The following is a 23,839-nucleotide window of genomic DNA, read 5'->3' on the forward strand; positions in this document are numbered from 1 at the left end:
ATTATAGAAGGAAGTGAGTGAAATGGCTAAAATTGTAGTAGCTTTAGGTGGAAACGCTTTAGGAAAATCACCACAAGAACAACTTGAATTAGTAAAAAATACAGCTAAATCCCTAGTAGGATTAATTACTAAAGGTCACGAAATTGTGATTAGTCACGGTAATGGACCACAAGTAGGAAGTATTAACCTTGGTCTGAATTATGCAGCTGAACACGATCAAGGTCCTGCTTTTCCATTTGCTGAATGTGGCGCTATGAGTCAAGCCTACATCGGCTATCAACTTCAAGAAAGTTTACAAAATGAACTTCATTCAATGGGCATAGATAAGCAAGTTGTCACACTAGTTACCCAAGTAGAAGTTGATGAAGGCGACCCAGCTTTTAATAGTCCTAGTAAACCCATCGGTCTGTTCTACACTAAAGAAGAAGCACATCGTATTCAACAGGAAAAAGGTTATCAATTTGTAGAAGATGCTGGTCGAGGTTACCGTCGCGTCGTACCATCACCACAACCAATATCTATTATCGAACTGAAAAGTATTAAAACTCTAATAGAAAATGACACACTTGTCATCGCTGCAGGTGGAGGTGGTATACCAGTCATTCGTGAGCAGCACGATAGCTTTAAAGGTATAGATGCCGTCATTGATAAAGACAAAACAAGTGCATTATTAGGTGCTGATATTCATTGTGATCAACTCATTATTTTAACAGCGATTGATTATGTTTATATCAACTATCATACTGACCAACAGCAAGCACTTAAAACAACAAATATAGATACGCTTAAAACATATATTGAAGAAGAACAATTCGCCAAAGGCAGCATGCTACCTAAAATTGAATCTGCCATCTCCTTTATTGAAAATAATCCTAACGGTAGCGTGCTCATCACATCATTAAGCCAATTAGATGCAGCACTAGAAGGTAAAATTGGCACACTCATTACAAAATAGCATTTTAACGCATAAGTAGAAATTAATTTAAACATATTCATACAGTGCATCCTGTTATTCCACTCCTCTCCATTTCAAGCAGGGTGCACTTCCTTAATCAATCATGTAAAATACTAATCAAATTCAATTGATAGGCTTTTATTTTAGGTTAACTGTCGAAGGAGATGAAACCGTTGGAACAAGCGATCAATGATAATAAAAAGAAAAAACGTTTTAACTTTAGAATGCCAGGTGCATTTATGATTCTCTTTATCCTAACAGTTGTCGCAGTTATAGCAACTTGGATAATCCCCGCGGGTGCATACTCAAAACTTTCATATGAACCTTCATCCCAAGAATTAAAAATTGTCAATCCTCATCATCAGGTAAAAAAAGTTCCTGGAACACAAAAAGAGCTTGATCGATTAGGCGTTAAAATCAAAATAGAACAATTTAAATCTGGTGCAATTAATAAACCCGTTTCAATTCCTAATACTTACGAACGTTTAAAACAACATCCAGCTGGTCTTGATCAAATTACCAGTAGCATGGTTAAAGGAACCATCGAAGCCGTCGATATTATGGTCTTTATACTTGTTCTAGGTGGATTGATTGGCGTTGTTCAAGCGAGTGGGTCCTTTGAATCAGGATTGTTAGCACTTACTCAAAAGACGAAAGGCCACGAATTTATGCTTATCGCCTTTGTCTCTATACTTATGATTATAGGCGGAACGCTATGTGGTATTGAAGAGGAAGCTGTAGCGTTCTATCCTGTACTCGTTCCAATATTTATTGCGCTCGGATATGATTCTATTGTCTCAGTCGGTGCAATTTTCTTAGCAAGCTCTGTGGGTAGTACATTCTCAACAATCAACCCATTCTCAGTCGTCATTGCTTCTAATGCAGCAGGAACAACTTTTACTGATGGTCTTTATTGGAGAATAGGCGCTTGTATCATCGGTGCCATATTTGTTATTAGTTATTTATTCTGGTATTGTAAAAAAATTAAAAAAGATCCTAAATCCTCTTATTCTTATGAAGACAAAGCAGCATTTGAAAAACAGTGGTCTGTGCTTCATGATGACGGTTCTTCTGAATTTACATTACGTAAAAAGATTATTCTTACGCTTTTCGTCCTACCATTCCCTATTATGGTTTGGGGCGTCATGACACAAGGATGGTGGTTCCCAGTCATGGCATCTGCATTCTTGATCTTTACCATTGTCATCATGTTTATTGCTGGAACAGGACAATATGGTTTAGGCGAAAAAGGCACTGTAGATGCATTCGTTAATGGTGCTTCAAGTTTAGTAGGTGTATCTTTAATCATTGGTTTAGCTCGAGGAATCAACTTAGTATTGAATAAAGGAATGATTTCTGACACAATCTTGCACTTTTCATCATCTATCGTGCAACATATGAGTGGGCCTTTATTTATCATTGTTCTGCTCTTTATCTTTTTCTGTTTAGGATTTATCGTGCCGTCCTCATCAGGATTAGCAGTACTATCTATGCCTATCTTTGCGCCATTAGCTGATACAGTAGGTATACCAAGATTTGTTATTGTTACAACATATCAATTCGGTCAGTATGCAATGTTGTTCTTAGCGCCTACTGGACTTGTAATGGCAACACTTCAAATGTTAAACATGCGCTACTCACACTGGTTACGTTTCGTATGGCCTGTTGTTGCGTTTGTTTTAATATTTGGTGGAGGCTTACTTATTACACAAGTTTTAATATACTCATAATCTTTTAACAGTGGAAAAAGATTTACCTATTCATAGTTATATCTTTTAGAAATGACGAAAAAAAGAACGCCTAGGACATTAATAGTCGTCCTAGGCGTTCTTAGCATATGAGCAGTCGATGCTTAAATAAAAAAGTTCTATATTCAAATTTCACATGCATGGGACGCTTCATTGTTGAAATAATCTAACTCATTCAATAAGTACGCTCTCCCACTTCTTTATTAACCTTAACAAAAACCGTACGGGTTGAACTATATTCTAACATTCATTTTAAATATGTGATGATGTAAAACGGTCAATGACATCTTCTATTGCTTTATCCCAAAATGCATAATCGTGATGACCTGTCGCTTTTTTAAATTGATATGGAATACCTTTTTCATCTAAATAGTTCACAAAATCAATATTACATTGATATAGTTCATCTTCAGTTCCACAAGTAATATATAATTGTGGTAACGTTTGTCCATTGTCTATTGCTTGTTCAACTAAATAGTATGGATCAAAAGATGTCCCCGCGATATGTTGCGTATTACCTACAATTGCTTCTGGAGTAAAATCATACCATTGATATTGACCAATCATAGAAACATCATATGGCGCTGAAAGCATGGCGGCTTTTGAGAAACGATAACTTTGCGTTAATGCAAATTTGATTGCACCATAACCTCCCATAGAGTGACCTGCTATAAAATTATCTTCTCTCTTTTTAGACAATGGAAATATTTGATGAACATAATCATAAACTTCTAGTATATAGTCATAATAACTATGTCCATAAGCCATATTTGAATAGAAACTATGATCAGCATTAGGCATCACCACTGCTAGTTGGTGGGTATTCGCATAGCGTTCTATACTCGTATATCTCATATAAGAGGAAGTATCACTTGATAAACCATGTAGCAATAACATAGTTTTTAATGGTTTCGCATTTTCATTTGTATCAAAGTAACTTTTATCTTCTGGAAGAATGACATTAATCGTTTGATGCATTCCTAAAGTTTTAGATAAATAATTTAATGTAATATGAGCCATAATGTTGGATCACTCCTCCCTGTGTAAAAAATTAAATTACTTACGTAGCTGGATCTAGCTTTTTCTCTAATAAACGTAATAAAACATCTATAAGTATGACAATGATAACGATAGGTATGGCACCTGCTAGAATAAATAGTGTTCCATCAGTTGCATTTGTACCTCTAATCACAATATCACCTAATGTTGGTGCACCAATAAATGAACCTACAGCTACGACACCAATAGCTACAACAAGGGCAATCCGAATACCACCTATAATAACTGAAAGTGACAGAGGTAACTCAATCATAGTTAATACTTGGTTACGCGTCATACCCATCCCTTTTCCAGCATCTTTAATATTTGGGTCAACTTCATTAATTCCTGTATACGTATTTTTAATAATAGGAAGCAAGGCATATAAGAACACAGTAAAAATGACTGTATTCATACCGAGTCCCATGCTAAGCATTAATATCGCTAACATAGCAATAACCGGAACAGTTTGAATAATATTCGCAATAGTGATAATGACACCTGATAATTTACCAAATCGTGCAATGATGATACCAAGAGGTATGCCCACTAAACATGCTAGTAAAACACCGTAAACAGACATTAACAAATGATTAACAAACAATTCCCATAGGTAGCCAAAGTTCATTTGGTAGTAGTGAACGAGTTGTTGTATTAAATTCCCTTCCATGTTTATTGACCACCTTTCTGTTTACCTTTTTTATTGTCATCGTCTTCAAAATAATGATGTTTTTTCAAGAAGTCCTCTGCAACTGTTGCAGGCTCTTTCCCTTTACCATCAGCTTGATAATTTAATTCTTGCATTTGTTCTGTTGATATCTTACCTTCTAATTTTTTAACAATCGGTTTGAGCTCTGGCTTCTCTTTTAACAATTGATCTGATGCAAGTGGACTGGCATCGTATGGTGGGAAGAATCGACGATCATCTTTCAACACTTTTAAATCATATGCTGAAATACGTCCATCTGTAGAATAACCTACGGCAACGTCTAATTTGCCAGAACTAAGTGCATCGTAAACCAGACCAATTTGCATAGGTCTTACCGTACCGAAACTATAGCCATATTCTTTTTTAAATGCTGGATAACCGTCACCTTTACGGTCCATCCATGAACTATCCATACCTACTCTTAAATCTTTAGCATGCTTTTCCAAGTCTGAAACAGTTTCTAAATGATATTTCTTAGCTGTCTCTTTTGTTACTATCAATGCATATGTGTTTTCAAAACCATATGAATTGAAGAAGGTTTGATTGTATTTCTTTTTAAACCCTTCTTGAGTCGCTTTCATGGCCTTTTTAGGATCTTTAATCGGATCTTCTTTCAACGCCCCTGTTAAGTCAGTGCCTGTATAACGCGTACCTGACATATTAGCTTGGCCACTTGTGACAGCATTATGTTGAATCGTACTTGAACCTAAATTATTAATTAAGGTAGGTTTAATTTCACCTTTTGTATCATGTTCAATAAGTAATCTCAGCATGTGCGATATAATTTGTGATTCACTTGTTCCTAAACTTGTGATTCTAACATCGTCATCTGAATGACTATTTTTTAAACCGGGTAAGTTACATCCAGATAACACTGTTAGACATAATACTAAAACAATTAGATATTTTTTATAATTCTTCATATTATCCTCCTTCAATGATTATCTGGAAACTTTTAATCCTTTAGGTACAACCCATTTTTCAATCAGTGATAAAACATAATCTACAATAAGTGCAATAGCAGTGACAAGAATAGTTGCAGTAATAATCATACTCGGTTCAAATAGTGCTAATCCGTTAAAGATAAAATCACCTAAACCACCAGCACCAACATAACTTGCCAATGTTGCCCAACTAATAACGTAGACAGAAGACAGTCTAATTCCACTAAGTATTAATGGTAATGCGAGTGGCAACTCCACATCTTTCATCAATTGAAAATTAGTCATTCCCATACTACGTCCTGCTTCTCTAAGGTTGGAATCTATATTTTGAATGCCTATAATCGTATTATTTAAAATTGGTAATAATACATATAAAAATAACGCTATAATTGCAGGTGTTTTTCCTACACCAAATAATGGAATCATTAAAGCTAATACCGCTAATGTAGGTATCGTTTGTAAAACGCCAGCTATCGTCAATGACACTTTCGAAAGCTTTTCCTTTTTAGATAATAAAATGCCTAAAGGAACCGCTACGATTATTGCAATAACCAATGCCACTATCGATATGTACAAATGTTCGAATGTCTTTGCAAATAACATACCACTATGTTCCGAAATAAACTTTATCATGGTGTCTCAACTCCTGTGGATTCGGGTTCAACAATCCCAGAATGATTATCATTGTTATCCGATTCTAACTCTCCCCAAATACTGTCATAAACAATGTCTACAAGGTTAGCTCGAGTGACAAGGCCTAATAATGTTTTATTATCACTGTCAACAACGGGTACATTACGTACATTACGTTTAAGAATTGTACGAACAGAATCTTGTAACTTACTATCAATACGTACTCTATAAATATCTCGTTGCATCGTATCTATAAGTTCTTTATGATGTCTTAATCCTTCGTTAATATCTTCAATATCTAAATAACCCAATAAATGCTCATCATTGCCGACAACAAATATCGTATCGACTCTTTTCTCTCTCATAATATTCACCGCATCATTAAGAGAACGGTCAACATGTACTGTCACGGGTTTAATCATCGCATCTTTAACTGTACGGATATTAGGTCTATCTTGAATTAAGCGATTCTGACCAATAAAGTCTCTAACGAAATCATTCGCTGGACTACGTAAAATATTATCTGGCGTGTCATATTGAACCACCTGTCCATTTGTCATAATACATATTTTATCTGCAAGTTTGATCGCTTCATCCATATCATGTGTAACAAAAATGAATGTCTTTCCTAATTGTTGTTGTAATTTTTTGACTAAGTCTTGTAATGTATCTCTTGTGATTGGATCGAGTGCACCAAACGGTTCATCCATTAAAATAATATCTTGTTCAGCTGCGAGTGCTCTTACAACACCAATACGTTGTTGTTGACCACCTGATAATTCTGAAGGATATCGATCTAAATATTCTTCTGGTAAATCTACTAAGCGTATAAGTTCTTTCGCTTTCTCATCCTTTTTCTCTTGTGACCATTTTAATAACTTTGGTACGAGAACAATATTCTCTTTCACTGTCATATGTGGCATTAAGCCGATTTGTTGTATGACATAACCGATACTGCGACGAAGCTCAACCGGATTAAGCTCTTTGATATTTTTACCGTCAATGGTAATTTCTCCCTCTGTAGATTCAATCATACGATTAATCATTCTAAGGGCAGTTGTTTTACCGCTACCGCTTGTCCCAATAAATGCAATAAAGTCTCCTGATTCAATGTCTATGGTCATATTATCTACAGCTTTTTTACCACCTGCATAGACCTTTGATAAGTTTTTAATACTTAACATATGTCCATTCCTTTCTATAGGTAATTCAATTTGTTAAAAAATAAGGACTCATTGTGATGTTATACAAAGTAAACTAAGTAAGAACAAGGCACAAAAGAGTCCTTAAATCATATTCATCTAAATTCTAAGTTGTATTACTCTTTGCTTTTTGGCTTTTTCTTGATGCCGATACGATGACCTATATATTGAGATGTCGTCTCCACATTTTCTATATTATAATAGCGTTCGATGTTATTCAAAATGTCGTTCGGAAATACTGAAGGTCTTCCTGAAGTCGTATCAATGCCCATCAGCATCACTTCATATGTTGCACATAAATCATCATCTGCATTAAACATTTCCATTAGGACATGTAATCGTTTGCTATCATAATCGTGAAGATGTACTTTAACAATGACATCTTCATTTTCTTTCATTTCATTAAGAAACATGACATGATTTTCTAAGGTGAATACGGTATATTGATAAGATTGAATGGCATCAATAGTTAATCCTAAATGACCTAACCAATCATCTGTTGTATCACTGAAAATTCGGTTATACATTGCATCATTTAGGTGCCCGTTATGGTCTACCCAATCACGATGCACTTTTGTGTGAAACACATACTGTTGATTCATCATTATAACTCCGCTCCGTTAGACTTTTTCATCGCTTTACTATCACTTGGCCAATATTGTTCGGCTAATTCTTTCACTTTAATTAGAAATTCGTTTCTTTTTTGATCAAGTTCAGACATTGTATATCCTTGAGAAGATGCTTCACTACCATTTACTACTTTATGATATAAGTCATCTGTCAGTTCAGGCGCGATGAGTTTTGTCCAAGGTTTTTTTAAAGCTGGCCCAAATTGTTTTAACATATGACGCATACCACCTTCACCACCTGCCAAGTGGAACGTCATAAATGGACCATATTGTGCATAACGTAAACCTGCTGCATGAGTAAACGCCTTATCAACTTCCTCTGTTGTTGCAATACCATCATTAACTATGTGCAATGATTCACGCCATAATGCTTCCATAAGACGATCTGCAATATGTCCTTCTATTTCATGACGCACATGTAAAACATCCATACCAATACTTTCATAAATCTGTTCGGCTTTAACTGTGGTTTCTTCAGATGTTTGTTTACCTGGCACAATTTCGACTAATGGCAAAATATATACCGGGTGAAATGGATGGGCAACAACTAATCGTTCAGGATGTGATAAGTTAGCTTGTAATTCTGAAGGCATAATTCCTGATGTACTTGAACCAATTGTTGCTTCGGGTTTCGCATAAAAATCAATCTCTTTTAATACAGCATCTTTAATTTCTTCTACTTCTGGTACATTTTCTTGAATATGATCCGCATCTTTGACCGCTTCTTCTAAATGTGGTGTAAATGTTAAGTTTTGAATTGATGCATTTTCAGCAAGGCCCATTTGCTCTGCGTAAGGCCAATTTTGTTTAACTTGTGTCAACATGCGTTCATATGCACCTTCACTTGGATCAGTAGCAATCACTTCATGACCATGCGCAAGCATTCTAGTAATCCATCCACTACCAATTACACCTGTTCCAACAACTGCGAATTTCATTATTTGTCTCCTTTACCATGAGGATTTCTAAGATTAAATTTTTCTCTTGCTTCAGCAGGTGTAAGTGGCTCAATGTCGAGCCCTGCTAAAATTCTTTTTGCCTCTTCTACCAATGCTTCATTCGTTGCTTTTACACCTTTTCTTAAATAAATATTATCTTCTAATCCAACACGAACATTTCCTCCACGTTGCGCAACTTCTCTTACAGTTGGGAGTTGCATCTTACCAATGCCAAATGCTGACCAATGTGCATTTTCTGGTATACGTGATTTAAGATATTCTATTGTTTCAGGATCATTTTCTGCACCCCAAGGAATACCTAAACAAAATTGGAACATAGGGTCTCCATCAATTAATCCTTCTTCTATCATTTGTTTGGCAAAACTCACATGACCTGTATCAAAACATTCAAGCTCAGGCTTGACTCCCGCATCTTTAACCATTTGTGCTTGTTTACGTAACCACGATGCAGGGCTTAAGTATATTGCATCTCCCATATTGACACTGCCACAATCTAATGTACACATTTCTGGTAATAAGTCACCAATAGGTTTAAAACGTTCTTCTGGTGTTTGAATCCAAGTTCCTTCTCCACCTGTCTCTGGATGTTCTAGACTTGGAATGAAGTCTCCACCGCCACCAGATGTCACATTAATGACGATATCTTCATCAGCTTCTCTGATTAATCTAACTGTTTCAGCATACAGTTCTGGATCATGACTTACTCCTCCAGTTTCAGGATCTCTTACATGAATATGTGCGACAGTTGCTCCTGCTCGTGCACATTTAATTGCTGAATCTGCAAGTTCTTGTGGTGTAACTGGTACGTTCTCATTTTTTTGTATTGTATCTCCAGCGCCAGTAATAGCTGCTGTTAAAACAACTTTTTGCATCATTAACACCTCTAAAAGTTTTATTTTTTATGACATTGATTACTATACCAACTAGTCGGTTTAGTTTCAACTGACTTTACACAAAAAAGAACAGCGCGATGTACGAGACATCACCCTGCTCTATGGATATAGCTTATTTAATTTTTTTCTATTTGCATCTTTAAACGTTCAATAACTTTCTCTCTCATTTCTTCATCTATAGCACTAATTCCGAATATTTCCGACAACCATAAACCATCGACAGCTAAGCGAATAATGGTAGCATCTACCTCATCTAACCCGTCGTGTGTAATTTGATATTGCCATTCTTGATATGAGGTCTTTAATGGTGATAATAAACTTCTATTAGTCCCTTGCGCCGCTAACATTCCAGAAGTAATAGGCGCATTATCCGTACGATGTGCTCTTGTCGCTTCTATAAATGCGTTGAGCCATTGCCCTTTTTTGTTCTTTTCATTATCGATATGTTGGTTCACGTTATCTCTGTACAAATTATTGGCATAGTTAACCAGCTCTTTGATGAGTTCATCTTTACTTTTAAAATGATAAAATAAACCACCTTTACTTATTCCAGCCCTTTGAGCTACAGCATCCAACGTGAGATAATCAGCACCTTTTTCATTAATAATAGCTGCGGCCGATTCTAATATTAATTGTCTTTTGGAAGTTCTAGGCATTTCGTCACCTTCTTTATCGAATTCTAAATAATATATAATTGTAATTATTTAACACTTTTTCAACACCCATACTTATCGAGTGTATTTATTTTATAAACAACTTTTCTTAAATTCAACTTTATTAACATGAATTGTATTTATTAATAACGATTTACTTATTACTATATGTCACAAACATATAAAAAGTAAACTTATCATATAATATATGTTCCTCTGTCAACGTCGGTTAATTATGAAAAAATATTAAGTAGCTCCATTCCGTTGCTTAATACTTTTTTATTCACTTATAAAAATCCAAGAAAAGAGAGAGCGATTTCGCCCTCTCTTTTTTGTGTAGTAGTACTATTAAATTTTATCTCACTAACAATTAATATACTTATTAATAAAATGATGTATTTAAAAATTATAATAATCTTGAAATATAATTATTAAGAAATTCGCAGTTATATCATTTATTAACTCAGCCTTATTGTACGTGGGACGATTTTTTAGCAGTCATAAAGTATACAATAATACCAATAATGAAACCAATAAGTGCTGGAACAATCCATCCCATACCAATGTTAAAGAATGGGAGATAATTTTCACCAAATCCAATGATTGTTTGTGCAAATTTTGTATTAACAAAGAACTCTGGACTTGCTTTCACACCATCTACAAATGCCGCCACCATTGTAAATAATGTTGTAAATCGATAGACAATTTTAGAATGTTTAAATAATGGACTAAGTAATGCTAATAAAATTAAAGTAATCGCTAAAGGATAAATGAACATCAACACTGGTGTTGAATACATAATAATTTTTGTTAAACCTACATTAGCAAATATACAAGCTAATATACTCACCCCAGTAGCTAACCAAAGATAGTTAGATTTAGGGAATAACTCTGTAAATGTTTCCGAAAAGGCTGTGATCAATCCTATTGCTGTTTTCAGACATGCCACAATGATGATTAGTGACAAAATAATAATTCCGTAATCCCCTAAATAATGTTGTGCAATCTGAGCAAGCGCAATACCACCATTTTCACTTACTTTAAAACGACCTAAACTCATCGTACCCATTAAAGCTAATAAAGTATAAATAACGCCCATAGCTATAATACTAATCGTACCTGATTTTAAAGTTTCTTTAGCGATTGTATTCGGATTAGTAATCCCCAACTTTTTAATTGTAGTAACAATGATAATACCAAATGCTAATGATGCCAAAGCGTCTAATGTATTATATCCATCGATAAACCCTTTGAGTAACACGCTATTGCTATAATCAGCACTTACTGGCGCATGACTAATTCCACCCATAGGACGGATAAATGCAAGCACAACAACAATTCCAAGCAAGATGAGAAAGACCGGATTTAAGAATTTTCCAATATAGTCTAATATTTTAGAAGGTTTACGCGAAAATAACCACGCTACTCCGAAGAATAAAATACTAAAAATAGGCAACAACGCTTGGGCCGTACCAGATGAAATAAATGGTGAAAATGCTATTTCAAATGACGTCGTCGCAAGTCTTGGCAACGCAAAAAACGGACCTATAACAAGATACAAGCCAATTGTGAACAAATAACCATATATTTTACTTATCCTTGAGGAAATTTCAAAGACCCCGTTTGTTTTAGATACACCTATCGCTATAATTCCTAAAAAAGGTAGTCCGATAGCCGTGATAAGAAATCCTAAATTGGCGGTCCATACATTTGCCCCCGCAGTTTGACCTAAGTGAATTGGAAAAATGAGATTTCCAGCACCAAAAAATAGACCAAACAGCATTGAGCCGATAAATAGATTCTCTTTTAATGTTAATTTATTTTTCATCATTAATTATGTATCTCCTAATATGTATTATTAGCTATTATACATGATTTTAACCGTCTGCGTGGCACGAAGTTATATTTATATATGTGTGTATTATTACACCTTAATCTCATCGCTTTTCATTTTATAACACGATTCAAACTATAAATAATGAAAAATTTTTAATATTTCTATACATTGTTGTTTTTTTATAAGAAATATTAAGTCAATATTTATTTTTTATTAAAAATCCATTTATTTTAGCATATAAATTTTAATTAATAAAAGTTTTTGATAATATTAAGTGTACAAGGATTTTTATTTTTTATTAAAAAGTGAAAATCATTACTAAAAATGAGGAGGACTGTGAAATGACTGTATTGAGTGAGCAAGACAAAATAAGATTATTAGCTGATATCGTCAAGATTCAAACTGAGAATGATCATGAAATTAAAGTATGTGAGTACTTAAAAGACCTGTTAAGTCAATATGATATTGATTCTAAGATTGTTAAAGTTAATGATTCACGCGCTAATTTAGTTGCTGAAATTGGTAGTGGCGCTCCAGTCTTAGCAATCAGTGGACACATGGATGTTGTAGATGCTGGTGACCATGATGATTGGACTTTTCCTCCATTTGAACTCACAGATAAAGATGGCAAGTTATTCGGCAGAGGTACCACTGACATGAAAGGTGGTCTTATGGCGATGGTCATCGCGATGATTGAATTAAAACAATCAAACGCATTAAAGCAAGGTACGATACGTTTATTAGCTACTACAGGAGAAGAGACGGAACAATATGGTGCACAATTACTAGCTGATGAAGGTTACTTAGATGATGTGAGTGGTTTAATTATTGGCGAACCAACTAGTAATATCGCTTACTATGCTCATAAAGGTTCTATGAGTTGTGTAGTCACAGCGAAAGGTAAGGCTGCACATAGTTCTATGCCACACCTAGGTACAAATGCTGTTGATATTTTAGTTGATTTTGTAAATGAAATGAAACAAGAATATAAAAATATTAAAGAACATGATAAAGTACACGAGTTAGACGCTGTTCCAATGATTGAGAAACATCTCCACAGAAAAATTGGTGAAGAAGAATCACATATCTACTCTGGATTTGTAATGTTAAACTCTGTATTCAATGGTGGTAAACAAGTTAATTCTGTTCCTCATAAAGCGACAGCTAAATATAATGTAAGAACTGTTCCAGAATATGACAGCACTTTCGTGAAGGATTTATTTGAAAAAGTCATTCGTCATGTGGGTGAAGATTATTTAACTGTAGATATACCTAGCAGTCACGATCCAGTGGCAAGTGATCGTGATAGTCCTCTTATTCAAAATATTACACGTATTGCACCGAATTATGTACATGAAGACATTGTTGTGAGTGCATTGATTGGTACAACTGATGCATCTAGTTTCCTAGGAACAAATGAAAATAACGTGGATTTTGCTGTCTTTGGACCTGGAGAATCTATTATGGCGCATCAAGTTGATGAATTTATTAGAAAAGATATGTATTTAAGTTACATTGATGTTTATAAAGATGTATTTAAAGCATATCTAGAAAAGTAAACTATTTAAACTTATGATCATATTTTTATTAAATAAAGTTAATTGAGATATATTTTAAACTCAGTTTATCGACTGATTAAACGTAAAGAAGCCTGAGACAACGATTGATGTCTCAGGCTATTACTATATATATTTATCTTTCTATAATGTTACAGGTATTTTGCCATTAAAGTTAACATAACGATAAGCTTCTTTAACCGCTTCATCGTCAGGCGGTTCAACATTTTCGAGTTGATAAGGAATGCCTAAATTTTTCCACTTATGCACACCGAGTTGATGATATGGTAAGATTTCAAACTTTTCAACGTTATCTAAAGAATTAATAAATTCTCCTAGTTTTATCAAATCTTCTTTATCATCCGAAATACCAGGTACTAAAACATGTCTAATCCAAACAGGTTGTTTCATATCAGATAATTTACGTGCAAACTTTAAAATATGTGTGTTAGGTTTGCCTGTTAATTTGATGTGCTTATCATTATCAATATGTTTAATATCTAATAAGATTAAATCTGTATGCTTTTGCAATTCATCAAAATGACGATTAAATGCTGGTGTATCATTCACACATCCCGCAGAAGTATCAATGCATGTGTGAACACCATTCGCTTTTAATTCCTTGAATAATTGCTCCAAGAAAGGCATTTGTAGTAATGGTTCGCCACCACTGACTGTTACCCCACCACCTGAAGCTTCAAAGTAAGGTTTGTACGGTAAGATTTCATTTACCATTTCATCAACCGTCACTTCTCTTGATGGTTCGTTAATCTTCCAAGTGTCTGGATTATGACAATATAAACATCTTAACAAACAACCTTGAGTAAATAATATATATCTAAGTCCTGGCCCGTCGACAGTGCCCATACTTTCAACGGAGTGTAAGTGTCCTTTAAGCATTTTGCTCCCACCTTAAATTTATTACATAGATTCGTGGAATGTACGTGAAATAACATCTAATTGTTGTTCACGTGTTAATTTAATGAAGTTTACAGCGTATCCAGATACACGAATCGTTAATTGTGGATACTCTTCTGGGTGTTCCATTGCATCAATTAATGTTTCTCTATTAAATACGTTAATGTTGAGGTGATGACCATGTTGCATTGCATAACCATCTAACATACTAGTTAAGTTTTTATTTTGATCTGCTTCTTCTTTACCTAGTGATTTCGGTACGATACTAAATGTATTTGAGATACCATCTTTACAGCAATCGTAAGGTATTTTAGCTACTGAACTTAGTGAAGATAATGCACCTTTTTGGTCACGACCATGCATTGGGTTTGCGCCAGGTGCAAATGGTTCGCCAGCTTTACGTCCATCTGGTGTGTTACCAGTTTTCTTACCATAAACAACGTTTGAAGTAATTGTTAATACACTCATTGTGTGTTCAGAATTACGGTATGTTTTATGGCTACGTAATTTAGTCATGAAACGTTCAACTAAATCTACTGCAATTTCATCAACACGACTGTCATTATTACCATATTTAGGGAAGTCGCCTTCGATTTTAAAGTCAGTTACAAGACCTTCTTCGTTACGGATAGGTTTAACTTGTGCATATTTAATCGCTGATAAAGAGTCAGCTGCTACAGACAATCCGGCAATACCAGTTGCCATTGTGCGAATAATTTCTGTATCATGTAAAGCCATTTCAAGACGTTCATAGCTATATTTATCATGCATATAGTGAATGATATTTAATGAGTTGATATATACGCCAGCTAACCAGTCCATCATTTTTTCATATCTTTCGAAGACTTCATCATAATCTAGTACGTCTGATTTAATACCTTCATAACTTGGCCCAACTTGTTTACCAGATTTTTCATCTTTACCACCATTGATAGCGTAAAGTAATGCTTTAGCTAAGTTAGCACGTGCACCGAAGAATTGCATTTGTTTACCAATCTTCATGGCAGATACACAGCAAGCGATACCATAATCATCGCCATAGCTTTCACGCATTAAGTCATCATTTTCATATTGGATTGAGCTCGTTTTAATACTCATTTTAGCACAATAGATTTTGAAGTTTTCAGGTAAGCGAGTAGACCATAACACTGTTAAGTTTGGTTCTGGTGCTGGACCTAAATTATCTAATGAGTGTAAGAAACGGAATGAGTTTTTAGTTACCATTGGACGTCCGTCAATACCTACACCACCGATAGATTCAGTTACCCAAGTTGGATCTCCAGAGAATAATTCATTATATTCAGGCGTACGCGCGAATTTAACGATACGCAATTTCATAATGAAGTGGTCAATGATTTCTTGAACTTCTTGTTCAGTGATGTCACCATTTTGTAAATCACGTTCAGCATAAATATCTAAGAATGTTGAAGTACGTCCTAAACTCATTGCTGCACCATTTTGTTCTTTGATAGCAGCTAAATATGCTAAGTATAACCATTGCACAGCTTCTTTGAAGTTAGTAGCAGGACGGCTAATATCAAATCCATATTTTTGACCTAATTCTTTTAAATCTTGAAGTGAACGATATTGCTCTGATAATTCTTCACGTAAACGAATTACATCTTCAGACATTTCAGTAGACATTGTGTTAAAGTCTTTAAGTTTTTGTTCCATTAAGAAATCTACACCGTATAAAGCAACACGACGATAGTCTCCGATAATACGTCCACGTCCGTAAGCATCTGGCAAACCAGTAATAATACCAGCTTTACGACAGTTTAACATTTCTCTTGAATATGCATCGAATACACCTTGGTTGTGTGTTTTACGATATTCAGTGAAGATTTTTTCTGTTTCTGGATCTAATTCGTAACCATACGCTTCACATGCTGCTTTTGCCATACGAATACCACCGAATGGTTGCATAGAACGTTTGAATGGTTTTTCAGTTTGAACACCAACAACTTTTTCTAAATCTTTGTCTAAGTAACCAGCGTCATGAGAAGTGATTGTCGATGCCACTTTAGTATCCATGTCCCACATGCCACCGCGCTCACGTTCTTCTTTTGATAATTGCATTACTTGATCCCATAAAGTTTCAGTTGCTTTTGTAGGACCTTCTAAAAATTCATCGTCACCTTCATATAATGAATAGTTCAATTGTATGAATTCTCTCACGTCTATATTTTTATTCCAACGACCTGTTTTAAATCCTTGCCAAGCATTAGTATGATTATTTGTTTCTAACATACTCTCCGCCTCCATTTCGTATTGTTAACGTTTTCAACGGCAGTATACCATGAACCATGTGATTAATTTCACATAATTTGTGGCATATTTTCTACTAAAGTTTGTATAAATTACGAACCTGTGACAGAAGTTATAACAGTTTGTGAATAAATTATCCTGTTACATAACAGTTTTCTGAAAAATTCCTTCTATAATGAAACCTCATAGCAAGAAAAATTCACTATCTTATAACGAAAAGTAAAACAAAACCTGAGACAATTGTTGTCTCAGGTTTTGTTTATCTATCATTAAATTAGAAACTGGCTTAGTCTTTTTATCTCTGTTACTAATAAGGCTAAATTGAAAAACATATCATAGATATTACAGATGTGCGTTTGAGTGTCCTAACACATAAATTTTATAGACAGTTCAACTTAGAGCTCATAAGCTATATGGGGATTGTACTCAAAATAAATTCTACTCTACCTCATTTTTCACACTCTTAATTTACCTCTTTATTATTATTGATTTAGCTTCTTTCTTTTTAAAAATCCATAAAACTAGAATTAAAAAGATATGAATGTAAAAATTTCTTCTATTGTAATCAAAAAGCGTGAATATTCTAATGCAATAAAATTTTGATACAATTTCATTTCTTTCGTTTTAACAAAGTAAATAAATCGATTATTTTTACATGTACGGGAGTGTAACCTCAGACAAACTGGAGGCTCCCTTAAAATTTTTCGTTATTTTTATGTAGTTCTGCTATGAAGCTTTAGAAACACTTTGTCCTTGTCTAATTTTACTTAGTATCATTGCAATAGTAACCAATAAAGCGCATAAAATATACATCCATTTAAATCCTACCGTATCTGATATTGGCCCCATTAGCACACCTCCTAGTGAAATCCCTAAATCTGCACATGCTATAAACAATCCTAATAACATATTACGTCCTATCTTTGGTAAGACAAAACTTAAATACGTTGTCAATGTAGGATAAACGAGCGCTTGTGTTATTCCAATAAAGATTGCACTTATATATACAAATATACTCAATATTTGTGGTCCAAAAGCTACAATGATTGAAGCAATCATCAGTAACGTTAAGACAATCATCATAAACCGGTGATGCCATAAACCATCAGATGGTACATACTTACGTAAATAAAATCTAGCTATCACTACTGTAATGGCTTGAATTGTAAGGAAAATACCTGCATTCGCGAAACCTTCCCTAACTGTATATAATGGTATAAAAGTACTCATCGCACCAAACACGATAGATGACAAAATCATAATCATACCACTGCAGAAGAGTGCTTTATTTTTAAAAAATTGAACATATACAGTCATTGCATTAAAAGGTAAGACTTCTTCTTTTGGTGATACCTCTTTTTGTGTATTTGCAAAAGTAGTTCTATAACCAAATAAGGTTGTTGTTACTGCAATAAAAATCATAACAATAGCAAATATGGTCATATTTTCCACGTGCCAAATCCCAACTGCAATTAATGGTCCTAATAAATTGGGAATTGTTGAAAACAATGAATAGAGAGATACACCTTCTGAACGATATTTTTCAGGTAAAGCATCTATAATACCCAATTGTAAAGACATTGAGAAGAATGCCGTACATACACCTTGCATGATACGTGCAACCAAATAACCTTCAAGTCCTGTAAACCCATATAATACCAGTGCCATAGCATTAATCAATAATATAATACGCAATACTTTAATCGGTCCTACACGTGCAATAATTTGACCAGCCCAAGGGCGAAATAGCATTGCCGTTAGCATGTAAGCTCCCATTACAATTCCAATTACGGTATTCGTCGCCTCCAAGTCATGTCCTCTTAGAGGTATGAAAACATTGAGTATGGCATTCGCACTAAAAAACATCAATGTTAAAATATATAATCTTAAAAATGGCCAAGACATGGCACCTTTCATATTGTCACTCCTTAGATTGATAGTTGTTTATCAATCAGTTCTCTTGTATAACCATTTTGTTGCCTATGCAATTCATTTATAGATGTCCTAGCTTCGATACAGCCATTTTTAAAAATAAGCAAGTCATCACATATATACGTGGCAGCTTGTATATCATGAGTAATAAAAATATAACTCAGCTGATGTGAGTGACGTAACCTTTTCAATAAATCTAATATTTGTGTTTGCATAGACATATCTAATGAACTAATCGCCTCATCAAATAATATATAATCTGGTTGCATACATATCGCACGTGCAATAGCTACACGCTGTGCTTCTCCACCTGAAAGCATATGTGGATAACAATACAAACAATCAGATTTTAACCCTACTTCACGTAGTAACGCTGTTACATACTCTTCCATATTCTCCTTCGAAGTACATCGACACTGATTCATTACTTCAAACAAAATATCTTTGACAGTATGAAAAGGATGCAAAGAAGAAGTATAGTCTTGAAAAACCGCAGCAATTCGATGACGTCTCACTTTTTTAAAATGAACAGGCTGACCGTCCAACGTCACTTGTCCTTGATCTGGTTTTTCTAGTCCTAAAATCATACGACTCAACGTAGACTTTCCACTTCCACTTTCTCCAATAATTGCTATTGATGCACCAGTGGGGCAATCAAATGACACGCCTTTAACTACAGGAATACGTTTATCACGAAATATTGATTTTTTTCCATAAAATTTAATAACATTTTGAACCTTAAGCATTGAAATCACCCCTCAGCACTAACTGAAAATAATCATGAATTGTCTTTTTAGTAGATAATAAATAAGCTGTATAGTGATGACGAGGTTGTTGTAATACCATATTTGTTCGACCTTCTTCTATCACGCGACCTTCTTTCATAACTACAACACGATCTGCAATTTTATTAATCACTGTGAGGTCATGAGATATAAAAATCATGGCGCAATCAAAATGTTGTTTTATATCTTTAAAAGAATTGATAACTTCATATTGTGTAATGGTATCTAATGCTGTGGTCGGCTCATCAGCAATAATCAATTTAGGTTTCAATGCCAATGCTAGTGCAATCATCATACGTTGAAGCATCCCACCTGACAACATGTAGGGATATGCTTTTAATAACGAACGGGGATCTTTCAACTTCATATACGTCATATAATGAATGAGTTCTTGTTTTATTTGTTGCTTTGATAATGTCGTATGTGCACGCAAAGTTTCAATCATTTGCTTCCCCACTTTAGTTGAAGGATCAAATGCTCGTGTTCCTTGTTGCATAATCATAGCAATATCTTTACCACGAATTTTGCGTAGTTGCTTTTCAGTTATTGTATTTAAATTTTGATGTTTAAAAAAGATATCTCCGCTTACAGATAAACGTTGAGCATTTAAACCTATTAATGCTTTACAAGTAATCGATTTTCCGCTTCCACTTTCTCCAATAATACCTAATGTTTCACCACATTGAACTGTGAAATTCACGTTATCAACGAGTGTCTCATCTGACCATGTGTCCTTAATTCTTAAATGCGCTACTTTAAGCAATGTCATGTGCTTTCACACCTTTCTTCAATGCCAGTCGTTTCTCTTTAGAGGACATACGAGGATCAATCGCCATTTGTAAAGCATCTGATAAAAAGTTAAACGCCATTACAATTATGACGATAGCCACACCTGTTGTCATCATCATTCCAGGATGTGTGAACATTACTTTTCGTGCTTCATTAAGCATCATCCCCCATTCGGCTGTAGGTGCCTTAACACCTAATCCAAGGAACGAGAATCCTGACATTTGTAATATCATTGAGCACATCGAACTACTAGCAATAATCGCTATGTCAGTAAAGGTTAGTGGCAAAATATGTTTGCGAATGATTGTTAAATCATTCATACCAATTACTTTGGCAAATTTTACATGATCAGCTTCAATATATTGCATTACACTGGTTCGAATCACGCGACAAAACCACGCCCATCGAGTCAATATAAACGCAATAATAATATTTTCTACACCCATGCCAAACAACGTAATCAATGCCAATGTCACCACATAGCTTGGAAAAGCTAACATCACATCGTATATACGCATAATTATTGCATCGATATAACCTGGGAAATAACCTGAAATAAACCCAAGTATCGCTCCTATCACAACGGAAATAATCAATGCGACAAATACATATAACAAACTAGGTCTTATGGCGTATATTATCCGTGTTAATACGTCCCGGCCTAAATGGTCTGTCCCCAACCAGTGAGACCAACTTATACCAGCAAATTTATTTGCTGTATCAATGTGATTCGGTTCATAAAATGTAATTAAAGGAGCTAAAACTCCAAGCACTACGTAGATTGTAATAATAGCTATAGCAACTATGGCACCTCTATCTTGAAATAGACGACGTAACACAATCATTTCATTGCCTCCCTTAAACGCGGATTTAATATTGCATTAATGATATCTGCAAGTGTATTAAAAAGAATAAACAACACCGCGACAATGAGCACGTATGCTTGAATTACTGGAAAATCATGTTCAGTAATCGCTTTAACACTTAATGGTCCTAAACCTGGCCACGCAAATACATTTTCAATAACGACTAAACCTCCCATGATCATTGGTATCGACATACAAAAAATAGATACGGCTACCTGTAATGCATTACGTAATACATGCAGCAACATTGTCAGACGAGGTACACCACTAGCTTTTAAATACAAAACATAATCTTCATTTAATTGTTCAAGCATAGATCGTCGGACATTTCTAAAATAAATTCCTGCATAGGTAATCGTAATAACAAAGACTGGAAGAATATAACTTTCTGGACCTGTGAGTCCTGAGGTTGGTAATAAATTGAGTTTTACAGATACATAAATAACTAATATTGAAGCTACCCAATATGAAGGCAGAGCTGTTAGTAGAAAAGCTATTGAACGTATAGCACGATCTGTAAATCGACCACTAGTCAAAGCACTCACTATGCCTAGAACAACAGATGTTATCATCACCACCACACTGGAAATCAAAGTGAGTTTTAATGTATTCATAAACGCTGGACCCATACGCTCAGATACTGGATCCCCTGTGATATAACTCGTTCCAAATTTAAACTGCAAGGCATCAACAAGCCAATTTTTATATTGCGTGAATATCGGTTGATTTAATCCATATTTTTCTTTAGTTTCAGCTATTAAATCTTCTGTTATATTAGGTGTTCCTTGGGCATGTAAAATTGTTACGGCTGGATCTTCGTTCGTGAGATAGGTCATCATGAAAGTCATAAAAGTCACTACAATTAATAATGGAATCATGAGCGTAAGACGTTTCATAATAAATTTAACCATGACGACGCTCCTTTATTTATATTGCATTTCATTAAATGGAAGCTCATATTGTGATTGTGTAAAGGATAATTTTTGTAAATCTTTAGGTGCAACAACAGTCATTCTGCCGTGAGTAATTGGAATAAAGACACCTTCATCGTCTACTTGTTTTAAAATTTGCTGATACGCTTTTGAACGTGCCTTTGCATCTTGAATTTTGAAAGCATCATCAATATCTTTGTACAGTTGTGTCTTATTCTTAATACCTAATGTTGCACTTTCATATCCCGTTTTCGTCTTAAATGCTGCTAATGTACTCTGAGGATCATATAATAGCCCCCATGTTTGATTAAACATTAAATCGTAATCACCAGAACTACGACGTTCAGCTACTTTATCTGACGTTTCTCCGTTTATATCTAGTTGTACACCTAACTTCTTAAATTCTGCTTCTAAGAATTCAGCTTGTTCTTTTTGACTGGAAGACCCTTTGTCATAATACAATTTAAGATTCAAATCTTTGCCCTCTTTTTGACGAACTTGTCGATCTTTTGAAAGCACCCATCCAGCCTTGTCTAATAACGCTTGTGCTTTTTTCTTATCATATGTTCTTGTTGGTAAATTAAAGTTTATATCTGTCACATTTTTAGCAAATAATTGTGTGGCTGGTTTTTCTTGTTTGTCTAAAATATCTTGAGCTATTTTATCTCTATTTACCATGTGACCTAATGCTTGTCTGACGGCTTTATCACTGACTGCACTATCTTTCTTACCAGAATTAACAACAAGCATTTTTGTATTCATAGCTTGACTACGTTTTACTTGGTAGCTTCCGGTTTCTTTTAATTGTTTTAAACTATCTTTATCTAAGCTGTCTGTACCTCTATCATCTGTATAAGCAAAGTTGGTTTCTCCTTTTTTCATTGATAAAAATGCTGTTTCTCCTGCAGGTTTAACTTTTGCTTCTACTTTATTTAATTTTGCCTTTTCTCCCCAATATTGATTATTTTTATTAAATTCTGCAGATATATCTTTTTTGTGTTCACCCATTTTAAATGGTCCTGTACCGTCAAATGATTTCACACCATCTTTGGTTGTGCCGTGTTTAAAATCTTTAGGCGATACAAAAACGTATGGTCGTGGCATAGCTAGTTCTGCTAACGCAGGTTGATAAGCTTCCTTCAAATGTAGTTGTATCGTATACTTATCCTTAACTTTGACATCATCAATCAGTGTTGAAAGTCTTAACCATGAATGTAGTTTCTTATTTTGTTGTACTGCATCGATGTTTTTCTTCACTGCATCTGCATCAAATTTCGTACCATCATGAAAAGATACATCATCCCTTAAATGAAACGTATATGTCTTACCATCAGGTGAAATGTCCCATTTTTTTGCTAATAATGGCTTAATACCATCCTTGGTATTGCGAACTAACGGCTCATAAATCATACTTTCTGCTGACATTGAACCTCCATAAACATGGGGATTCATATCTCCAATATCTTTGACAGTTGTATATGATAATACTTTATTCTCTTTTTTCTCTGTTAGTTCTTTGTTACTTCCACAACCGGCTAAAATAATTCCAGATACAAAAATGACTGTACTTAGTTTTGTGAGTTTATTCATTGC

General features: G+C 34.6%; 21 protein-coding genes. 3 read left to right on the forward strand and 18 right to left on the reverse strand.

The genetic code is table 11. The features are described from left to right. Positions 1-22 precede the first annotated feature (22 nt). Both arcC and HMPREF2897_RS02650 read left to right on the forward strand, forming a co-directional pair. Positions 23-955: a carbamate kinase gene (gene arcC / locus HMPREF2897_RS02645; protein ID WP_002458101.1), complete on the forward strand. Its 933-nt coding sequence runs from the start codon at positions 23-25 to the stop codon at positions 953-955. A 164-nt stretch (positions 956-1,119) separates the two neighbouring features. Further along, positions 1,120-2,685 (forward strand): YfcC family protein, encoded by a 1,566-nt coding sequence (locus HMPREF2897_RS02650; protein ID WP_002437775.1) that lies wholly within the window; start codon positions 1,120-1,122, stop codon positions 2,683-2,685. Between the two features lie 270 nt (positions 2,686-2,955). Here the strand turns inward: HMPREF2897_RS02650 and HMPREF2897_RS02655 are convergent, their stop codons facing one another. The 10 genes from HMPREF2897_RS02655 to brnQ all read right to left on the reverse strand — a co-directional run bounded on the left by HMPREF2897_RS02655 (position 2,956) and on the right by brnQ (position 12,194). Further along, positions 2,956-3,723, reverse strand: coding sequence for an alpha/beta hydrolase (locus tag HMPREF2897_RS02655; RefSeq protein WP_038813018.1), 768 nt, complete (start codon positions 3,721-3,723; stop codon positions 2,956-2,958). Positions 3,724-3,763: 40 nt separating this feature from the next. Continuing rightward, the gene (locus tag HMPREF2897_RS02660) at positions 3,764-4,411 is read right to left on the reverse strand and encodes an ABC transporter permease (protein ID WP_001830555.1); all 648 of its coding nucleotides are present in this window, start codon (positions 4,409-4,411) and stop codon (positions 3,764-3,766) included. Between the two features lie 2 nt (positions 4,412-4,413). After that, the gene (locus tag HMPREF2897_RS02665) at positions 4,414-5,373 is read right to left on the reverse strand and encodes an osmoprotectant ABC transporter substrate-binding protein (RefSeq protein ID WP_002446869.1); all 960 of its coding nucleotides are present in this window, start codon (positions 5,371-5,373) and stop codon (positions 4,414-4,416) included. A gap of 18 nt (positions 5,374-5,391) precedes the next feature. Further along, on the reverse strand, positions 5,392-6,027 hold the full coding sequence (locus HMPREF2897_RS02670; RefSeq protein ID WP_002456313.1) for an ABC transporter permease: 636 nt from the start codon (positions 6,025-6,027) through the stop codon (positions 5,392-5,394). Then, positions 6,024-7,211, reverse strand: a complete 1,188-nt coding sequence (locus HMPREF2897_RS02675; protein ID WP_002446867.1) for a betaine/proline/choline family ABC transporter ATP-binding protein — start codon at positions 7,209-7,211, stop codon at positions 6,024-6,026. The genes HMPREF2897_RS02670 and HMPREF2897_RS02675 overlap by 4 nt, the downstream gene beginning before the upstream one ends. 134 nt (positions 7,212-7,345) lie before the next feature. Further along, positions 7,346-7,834 (reverse strand): thioesterase family protein, encoded by a 489-nt coding sequence (locus HMPREF2897_RS02680; RefSeq protein ID WP_070592617.1) that lies wholly within the window; start codon positions 7,832-7,834, stop codon positions 7,346-7,348. Then, positions 7,834-8,796 (reverse strand): 3-hydroxyacyl-CoA dehydrogenase NAD-binding domain-containing protein, encoded by a 963-nt coding sequence (locus HMPREF2897_RS02685; RefSeq protein WP_002446865.1) that lies wholly within the window; start codon positions 8,794-8,796, stop codon positions 7,834-7,836. The genes HMPREF2897_RS02680 and HMPREF2897_RS02685 overlap by 1 nt, the downstream gene beginning before the upstream one ends. Beyond that, on the reverse strand, positions 8,796-9,689 hold the full coding sequence (locus tag HMPREF2897_RS02690; protein WP_032602688.1) for a beta-keto acid cleavage family enzyme: 894 nt from the start codon (positions 9,687-9,689) through the stop codon (positions 8,796-8,798). Before HMPREF2897_RS02690 ends, HMPREF2897_RS02685 begins: the two co-directional genes overlap by 1 nt. Positions 9,690-9,826: 137 nt before the next feature. Next, on the reverse strand, positions 9,827-10,366 hold the full coding sequence (locus HMPREF2897_RS02695) for a TetR/AcrR family transcriptional regulator (protein ID WP_002446863.1): 540 nt from the start codon (positions 10,364-10,366) through the stop codon (positions 9,827-9,829). Positions 10,367-10,832: 466 nt separating this feature from the next. Further along, on the reverse strand, positions 10,833-12,194 hold the full coding sequence (gene brnQ / locus HMPREF2897_RS02700) for a branched-chain amino acid transport system II carrier protein (protein ID WP_002446862.1): 1,362 nt from the start codon (positions 12,192-12,194) through the stop codon (positions 10,833-10,835). 347 nt (positions 12,195-12,541) lie between these two features. On the opposite strand from brnQ, the gene HMPREF2897_RS02705 reads away from it, so the two are divergent. Next, positions 12,542-13,759 carry an ArgE/DapE family deacylase gene (locus HMPREF2897_RS02705; protein WP_032602686.1) on the forward strand — a complete coding sequence of 406 codons (1,218 nt, stop codon included), beginning with the start codon at positions 12,542-12,544 and terminating at the stop codon, positions 13,757-13,759. A 141-nt stretch (positions 13,760-13,900) separates the two neighbouring features. Here the strand turns inward: HMPREF2897_RS02705 and pflA are convergent, their stop codons facing one another. From pflA to cntA, 8 genes are all read right to left on the reverse strand, one after another. Further along, complete coding sequence (pflA, locus tag HMPREF2897_RS02710; RefSeq protein ID WP_002446860.1) at positions 13,901-14,656, reverse strand: pyruvate formate-lyase-activating protein; 756 nt, start codon at positions 14,654-14,656, stop codon at positions 13,901-13,903. Positions 14,657-14,677: 21 nt separating this feature from the next. Continuing rightward, positions 14,678-16,924 (reverse strand): formate C-acetyltransferase, encoded by a 2,247-nt coding sequence (gene pflB / locus HMPREF2897_RS02715; protein WP_002491252.1) that lies wholly within the window; start codon positions 16,922-16,924, stop codon positions 14,678-14,680. A gap of 744 nt (positions 16,925-17,668) precedes the next feature. Further along, positions 17,669-18,859, reverse strand: a complete 1,191-nt coding sequence (locus tag HMPREF2897_RS02720) for a staphylopine family metallophore export MFS transporter CntE (RefSeq protein WP_070592619.1) — start codon at positions 18,857-18,859, stop codon at positions 17,669-17,671. An 11-nt stretch (positions 18,860-18,870) separates the two neighbouring features. Further along, on the reverse strand, positions 18,871-19,620 hold the full coding sequence (locus HMPREF2897_RS02725; RefSeq protein ID WP_002446857.1) for an ABC transporter ATP-binding protein: 750 nt from the start codon (positions 19,618-19,620) through the stop codon (positions 18,871-18,873). Continuing rightward, entirely contained in the window at positions 19,613-20,428 is an 816-nt protein-coding gene (locus HMPREF2897_RS02730; RefSeq protein ID WP_070592621.1) for a staphylopine uptake ABC transporter ATP-binding protein CntD, read from the reverse strand. The genes HMPREF2897_RS02725 and HMPREF2897_RS02730 overlap by 8 nt, the downstream gene beginning before the upstream one ends. After that, positions 20,415-21,293: a staphylopine uptake ABC transporter permease subunit CntC gene (gene opp1C / locus HMPREF2897_RS02735; RefSeq protein ID WP_070592622.1), complete on the reverse strand. Its 879-nt coding sequence runs from the start codon at positions 21,291-21,293 to the stop codon at positions 20,415-20,417. Before opp1C ends, HMPREF2897_RS02730 begins: the two co-directional genes overlap by 14 nt. Beyond that, positions 21,290-22,225, reverse strand: a complete 936-nt coding sequence (gene opp1B, locus HMPREF2897_RS02740) for a nickel/cobalt ABC transporter permease (protein WP_002446854.1) — start codon at positions 22,223-22,225, stop codon at positions 21,290-21,292. The genes opp1C and opp1B overlap by 4 nt, the downstream gene beginning before the upstream one ends. 12 nt (positions 22,226-22,237) lie before the next feature. Beyond that, a complete protein-coding gene (cntA, locus tag HMPREF2897_RS02745; RefSeq protein WP_002446853.1) occupies positions 22,238-23,836 on the reverse strand; it encodes a staphylopine-dependent metal ABC transporter substrate-binding lipoprotein CntA in 1,599 nt (532 codons plus the stop codon). Between the last annotated feature and the right edge of the window lie 3 nt (positions 23,837-23,839).

Source organism: Staphylococcus sp. HMSC065D05, from assembly GCF_001813195.1.
Taxonomy (GTDB): domain Bacteria; phylum Bacillota; class Bacilli; order Staphylococcales; family Staphylococcaceae; genus Staphylococcus; species Staphylococcus epidermidis.

What these genes read in the sequence shown, in the direction of transcription:
- arcC (WP_002458101.1), top strand. Translation starts at nt 23, where the DNA reads ATGGCTAAAATTGTAGTAGCTTTAGGTGGAAACGCTTTAGGAAAATCA.
- HMPREF2897_RS02650 (WP_002437775.1), top strand. Translation starts at nt 1,120, where the DNA reads ATGAAACCGTTGGAACAAGCGATCAATGATAATAAAAAGAAAAAACGT.
- HMPREF2897_RS02655 (WP_038813018.1), bottom strand. Translation starts at nt 3,723, where the DNA reads ATGGCTCATATTACATTAAATTATTTATCTAAAACTTTAGGAATGCAT.
- HMPREF2897_RS02660 (WP_001830555.1), bottom strand. Translation starts at nt 4,411, where the DNA reads ATGGAAGGGAATTTAATACAACAACTCGTTCACTACTACCAAATGAAC.
- HMPREF2897_RS02665 (WP_002446869.1), bottom strand. Translation starts at nt 5,373, where the DNA reads ATGAAGAATTATAAAAAATATCTAATTGTTTTAGTATTATGTCTAACA.
- HMPREF2897_RS02670 (WP_002456313.1), bottom strand. Translation starts at nt 6,027, where the DNA reads ATGATAAAGTTTATTTCGGAACATAGTGGTATGTTATTTGCAAAGACA.
- HMPREF2897_RS02675 (WP_002446867.1), bottom strand. Translation starts at nt 7,211, where the DNA reads ATGTTAAGTATTAAAAACTTATCAAAGGTCTATGCAGGTGGTAAAAAA.
- HMPREF2897_RS02680 (WP_070592617.1), bottom strand. Translation starts at nt 7,834, where the DNA reads ATGATGAATCAACAGTATGTGTTTCACACAAAAGTGCATCGTGATTGG.
- HMPREF2897_RS02685 (WP_002446865.1), bottom strand. Translation starts at nt 8,796, where the DNA reads ATGAAATTCGCAGTTGTTGGAACAGGTGTAATTGGTAGTGGATGGATT.
- HMPREF2897_RS02690 (WP_032602688.1), bottom strand. Translation starts at nt 9,689, where the DNA reads ATGCAAAAAGTTGTTTTAACAGCAGCTATTACTGGCGCTGGAGATACA.
- HMPREF2897_RS02695 (WP_002446863.1), bottom strand. Translation starts at nt 10,366, where the DNA reads ATGCCTAGAACTTCCAAAAGACAATTAATATTAGAATCGGCCGCAGCT.
- brnQ (WP_002446862.1), bottom strand. Translation starts at nt 12,194, where the DNA reads ATGATGAAAAATAAATTAACATTAAAAGAGAATCTATTTATCGGCTCA.
- HMPREF2897_RS02705 (WP_032602686.1), top strand. Translation starts at nt 12,542, where the DNA reads ATGACTGTATTGAGTGAGCAAGACAAAATAAGATTATTAGCTGATATC.
- pflA (WP_002446860.1), bottom strand. Translation starts at nt 14,656, where the DNA reads ATGCTTAAAGGACACTTACACTCCGTTGAAAGTATGGGCACTGTCGAC.
- pflB (WP_002491252.1), bottom strand. Translation starts at nt 16,924, where the DNA reads ATGTTAGAAACAAATAATCATACTAATGCTTGGCAAGGATTTAAAACA.
- HMPREF2897_RS02720 (WP_070592619.1), bottom strand. Translation starts at nt 18,859, where the DNA reads ATGAAAGGTGCCATGTCTTGGCCATTTTTAAGATTATATATTTTAACA.
- HMPREF2897_RS02725 (WP_002446857.1), bottom strand. Translation starts at nt 19,620, where the DNA reads ATGCTTAAGGTTCAAAATGTTATTAAATTTTATGGAAAAAAATCAATA.
- HMPREF2897_RS02730 (WP_070592621.1), bottom strand. Translation starts at nt 20,428, where the DNA reads ATGACATTGCTTAAAGTAGCGCATTTAAGAATTAAGGACACATGGTCA.
- opp1C (WP_070592622.1), bottom strand. Translation starts at nt 21,293, where the DNA reads ATGATTGTGTTACGTCGTCTATTTCAAGATAGAGGTGCCATAGTTGCT.
- opp1B (WP_002446854.1), bottom strand. Translation starts at nt 22,225, where the DNA reads ATGGTTAAATTTATTATGAAACGTCTTACGCTCATGATTCCATTATTA.
- cntA (WP_002446853.1), bottom strand. Translation starts at nt 23,836, where the DNA reads ATGAATAAACTCACAAAACTAAGTACAGTCATTTTTGTATCTGGAATT.